At 52.8% G+C, this 5,038-nt stretch carries 5 protein-coding genes; 2 read left to right on the top strand and 3 right to left on the bottom strand.

Annotated elements, in window-relative coordinates:
• Nucleotides 1–242 precede the first annotated feature (242 nt).
• The gene (locus LIO98_RS13500; RefSeq protein ID WP_291958235.1) at nt 243–2,282 is read left to right on the top strand and encodes an alpha/beta fold hydrolase; all 2,040 of its coding nucleotides are present in this window, start codon (nt 243–245) and stop codon (nt 2,280–2,282) included.
• A 179-nt stretch (nt 2,283–2,461) separates the two neighbouring features.
• Nucleotides 2,462–3,295: an aminotransferase class IV gene (locus LIO98_RS13495; protein ID WP_291958232.1), complete on the top strand. Its 834-nt coding sequence runs from the start codon at nt 2,462–2,464 to the stop codon at nt 3,293–3,295.
• A 155-nt stretch (nt 3,296–3,450) separates the two neighbouring features.
• On the opposite strand, the gene LIO98_RS13490 is transcribed toward LIO98_RS13495, so the two are convergent.
• The 3 genes from LIO98_RS13490 to LIO98_RS13480 form a co-directional block, all read right to left on the bottom strand.
• Nucleotides 3,451–3,699: a glutaredoxin gene (locus LIO98_RS13490; protein WP_291958229.1), complete on the bottom strand. Its 249-nt coding sequence runs from the start codon at nt 3,697–3,699 to the stop codon at nt 3,451–3,453.
• 19 nt (nt 3,700–3,718) lie between these two features.
• Nucleotides 3,719–4,303 (bottom strand): hypothetical protein, encoded by a 585-nt coding sequence (locus LIO98_RS13485; protein WP_291958224.1) that lies wholly within the window; start codon nt 4,301–4,303, stop codon nt 3,719–3,721.
• Nucleotides 4,304–4,349: 46 nt separating this feature from the next.
• Nucleotides 4,350–5,038 (bottom strand): AAA family ATPase (locus LIO98_RS13480; RefSeq protein ID WP_291958221.1); only part of this gene is annotated, 689 nt, incomplete at its 5' end.

Raw genomic sequence — 5,038 nt, 5'->3', positions numbered from 1 at the left:
TCAGTCTCGGCGAAAAAACACCGCCGAGCCAGCTCCCTCACAGAGGGCGCCTTTAAGGGCAAAGTCAAAAGCTAAATCGCAATTTATCTCTTCCCATGCGCGAGGTGCTCCACGTTGAATAAAAGTATTGAAAACGGCTCTGCCAATTACGATATTTCCGGCAATTTTCTACGGAGCCGGATTGACAAAGATATTCCACTGGCGCAAACTTAGGCTGAGAATAGAAAAACGGAGGCCTATCGATGAGAAAACTTTCCTATCCGCTGATCTTCGCCCTGTTCCTGCTGTCCGTCTCTGCGAGCGCCGAGGCCGCTTTGAGTATCAACGTCCTCGGCGGCGTCATTCAGAACCTCTCCGAGGACTGCTATAGCTACATACCGAATCACCGGACAGCGCTGACGGAGGAATTTATCGGCAAAGTGAACCCCGCCGTGCGTGAACGCCTTGGCATTGCCGCCGACGGAAACGCCCGCCTGGTGATACGCGTACAGTCGCCGCGGCCGGAGGACATTACGCTCTCCGCGAATCTGCCGCCGGGCGCGGTCCTGGAAAATATAAAGAGAACCGCCTCCGGCAGCAGGCTGACCGTAAAAACGGAGCCGGTCGGCGCGGCTGGCAAGTATCAGAGCAGCGCCGTGCTCACCGCCCCCGAGGAATGGCCGGGGAACGATAAGCAGGAGTTCTTCCCTATCACCGTCACCGCCTCCCAGGGTGACGAAGGCCTCTCCAAAGAGATAAAGATATACCGCGCCCCCGTGGTGCTCGTCCACGGACTTTGGTCGGACGGCGAGACCTTCGGAGACGTCAACGACGAACAAACGGTCGCGGGAGCCCTCTTTGCCAAAGGGGCGCATCACGGATATTTTGAATATCCCGGCGATCAAGGGCCGTCGGAGGTACTGCCGCGGAGCGCCGATATCTTCTGCCGCGCCGTCGAAAATATGGTCCGCGACCTGCGCATGAAGAAGATCGAGGCGACGCGCGTTGATTTGGTCGGCCACAGCATGGGCGGCCTGATGGCGCGAAAATTCTTTCTCAACAGATACTACCGGAACAACCAGAACTACAACCAGGGTGCGGTGCGCCGCATAGTCATGCTCGCGACGCCGAATACCGGCTCCGGCATCGCCTCCTATGTGACTGAGGACGTTCTCTGGCTCAGCGACGATACGATCGCGGCCTCTCCCGACTATCGGGAAAAGATGGAACAGGTCTTTGAGATAATGGGCAAGGCGGGGATGAACGTCAAAGGGAGCGCCATAAAGGATCTTGCATTAAACAGCTCCGAGCTGCGCCTGCTCAACGACAATCTCCCCGCCGGACTGCCGCTCTACCGGATCGCCGGCGATACCGGCGAGGCGCTTATCATGCCGGGGGCGGTCGGCAAGATCATAGAGGGAATAATCACCCCCTACACGCACAAGAAAATATATAATAATATTCCTGCGCTCTTTGACGGATATAACAATAACGGCGGCAAACCCAGATTCGAGCCGGAGGATTCAGACTGTCTGGTGGGCCTCTCCAGCGCCCTCTGGGAGGGCGTTATGAGCCGCGATAAATCGGAGATCATCAAAGGCCGCCAGCACATGGGTATGGGCACGGATGCAGGGATAGCCTCAAGGGTAGCGGCCCTGTTATGCGGCCCCGTCTCCGCCTTTGAACCGATACCGCAAAGGTCGCAGCTGCGCTTCCCTGAACAGCCCACTCCATCGTTGATGAAAGGGAGCGCCGGTGCCGCGCTCTCCAGCCTCTCCGACGCCGAATTTACGCAGAAGCTTGGCGAGCTTGAGTCGCTTTTGGAAAACCGAAATACGAAGGCCGAGGGGCAGGCGCTTGGAAAGCTGACGGGGCTTTCCTGTTATCCTGAGTCGCCCGTTCTCATAAGCGCCGGTACGACGCGCCGCCTGGCAATAAGTGGGAGTTATTCCACGGGAAAGAGGAAGAATGTCTCGCACAAAAAGGACGGGACCAAATACGAGGTGGCGGACGCCTCTGTGGCGCTTGTGGATGAGGACGGCATGCTGACGGCTCTGAAGCCGGGCCGCACGACATTGACCGTGAAAAACGGTAATATCTCGGCCACGGTGGATATCTTTGTAATCCCCTTCGCGGTGGTTGCCGCCGATGATAAGGTGGACCCCGACAATCCTCCCGTTGACCCGGCGGATGAGATCAACCCGGAGGCACCGCGCGGCTCATCTTCCAGCGGCTGTAATACGGGCGCGGGTCTGGTACTGCTGCTGCTTCCGGCTCTTGCTTTTATCATTAAAAAGAGTTAAAAGAATAATAATAAAAAACCCGCGCCGCCTCATTATCATATGGCGGCGCGGGTTTTTTATCGGTTAAATTCGCGCTAAATTGGGCATAAATGAGCTTAAAGGGAGATATTAGATACAGCGGAGCATAGCTGTCCTATACTGATAACATCCAGTATTATAGAAAAGGAAGTGGTATGAGAATGTCGCTCTGCTATATCGATGGTAAATACGCGCCGGTTTCCGAATGCCGTCTCCCTGTCACCGACATGGCTATCCAGCGCGGCGTCGCGGTCTTTGAGGCGGTACGCATCTATGACGGCAAATTATTCGGCCTGGATATGCACCTGGAACGCTTCGCGGAGAGCGCGCGGCGGGCGGGTATCTCTGCCGAAAAAATATTTCCACGGCTGCCGGAGGTTATAGAGGGTGGGCTCAGGGTAGAGGGCTGCCCCGCGGAGGGGCTCGTACGCCCTTACATAACGGGCGGAGATATAAACAACAAAGGTTCCTTCCCCGAGCCGCGTTTCTTCGTCCTCTTCGGCGGGATAAACAAAACCCCGGACGAGGAACGGAGACGGGGCGCGGTGCTCGAACCGAACCGCGTGGAGCGTCCCTATCCGCTCTGTAAAAGTATAAACTATCTCTTCGCCCTCATCCCGCTCGGCGGCGACAAGGCGAACCACGAGTCGCTCTACATGCCGGACGGTGAGATCACCGAGGCGATGACTAATAACTTTTTCCTCTGCAAAGAGGGAAAGATTATTACCGCGCCCGTGGGCAGGGTGCTTGACGGCGTAACGCGCAGTGTCGTGCTCACGCTCGTGCGGGAGAACGGTTTCACCGTCGAAGAGCGCTGCCCGCGCGAAGAGGAACTGGCGCAGGCCGACGAGGCCTTCATCACCGGCACCGTCAACGAAGTGCTCTCGGTCGTGCGCGTGGGCAATACCACGATCGGCTCTGGTCGCCCCGGCCCCGTAGCGGCGCACCTATACAGGCTCTTTCTCTCAAATATGGGGCGCTGGCTCAGCGCATAGAGGATGAAATAAAAGATAACTGATCTGAAAAAACGGGAGGCGGAATATTTTCGCTCTCCCGTTTCTAATAAATTGCAATTTAGCTTTTGAGTTTGTCCTTACAGCCTCCCTCTCCGAAGCGGCCAGGGAGCCAAAAACCTGTGTTAAACCGCGATTTAAAGTATATCCTTTAATTCAAAAAAGATCTTTCCATCTTCCGTCACGAAGCAGGGAATGCCCAGATAGCCGTTTTCCTTTTTATCCGCGAACTCGGCACGCTTGTCGCGCATCAGGACGAATTCTTTGAGATAGGCCACGCTGTCGTCGAAGTTTCTGAACTCAATATCGAGCCCCTTCTCCGCTATCTCCACGAGCGCCGCGCGCACGTCTGGGCAGTGCTTTGTACCGTACATGATCGTCGTCATTTACATATCCTCCATATATCTATTTAGTAAAGATTGATTTATCCATCTCATCTATCCATGCAAAGTCGTCAGAAGATAAGCGTTCAAAAAGCACCCACATATTACTTGAAGGAATATCATGGGAGTCGGTGCTCAGTGATTTCAGGCGTTTACACATATCATTCCAACTTTTACGGTATATTCCCTGACAAATTCGTTCCAGCTGATCTTGATGAGCGTCATAATTTGCCACGCCAGTCAGACGCTGAACGTCTGCCCTCGCAGACTTTTTGGACTGTGTTGTCAGCGTCACGTCGCCAAAGTGATATAGAATTACCTGCAAAGTGCATGGGCGCGTGAAAACGATCACCTTTTCTCCGCAGTTGTCTCCTATTATATCTTTTACTCCCTGTAAGATCATCTCGTATTCTTTTGGTCTTCTATCCATATCACAGACGATCAGGACGATCGAATACGAATCGCTTGCCAGCGCATCCTGGTATTTGGCCGGTATGCTGCTGGCGCTTTTCGCGTTGATAAGCGTAATATCATAAACGGACGAAAAGACCCCCAGCGACAACAGCCTTTTGAAATAATAGTATTCCTCAAAACCCTCGAGTATCAAGCATACGCGCCTCTGTGATTTTCTGTCTGTCAGGTACGGGGGAAATTTATTCATCGCGTTTGCCGTTTTTGATGTCTATTAAAACATCTATCAGCGAAGGATCCGGCAGAGCCCCTAAAAATCCCTTTACATAGCGTTCATACAGCTCTGAATCTGTCCGTATACCCGATTTTTCCGCCGTAAAACAGGACAACGGGTATAGATAAACTTTATCTTCGACCCTATCTGTAAACCATATCTGTTCTTTGCGGAAAAGCGTCTTTATATCAAGCAGACTTGCATCGTGTGTTGAAAAAATCATCTGCGCGCGATCGTTCAGCGAGCTGTTGAAAAGAGAAACTATCGCTCTGGAGAGCTTAAAATGTATGCCGCTGTCTAATTCGTCGATGAACAGACAACCGCCTTTATTCAGCCATTCGACCAGGTAGCCCGCGAGCGAGACTATTTTCTTTGTTCCGAGCGAATCAAAGACAATGCTGGGCAGTTCTTTTCCTCTGTGGGTAGAGGTCAGTTTCAATATATCGATGGACTTTTCCTTATTTTGAATGTTTTTGGCTCTTACCGTCTCATCATCCATTTTCAGCGGGATGGCCTCCAGGAGTTTTCCGTCGTACTTAAAATCATCGATATCCAGGTCGGATTTCTTTATCAGTTCAACGATCTGCTTTGCCTCCGGACTTTCAGGTTCTTTGAGCATTTCTATCGTTTTATACGGTTGGAGCGACTGCATAGATA

It is taken from the genome of Cloacibacillus sp. (genome assembly GCF_020860125.1).
Taxonomy (GTDB): domain Bacteria; phylum Synergistota; class Synergistia; order Synergistales; family Synergistaceae; genus Cloacibacillus.
This window is presented reverse-complemented; position numbering and strand designations above follow the sequence as displayed.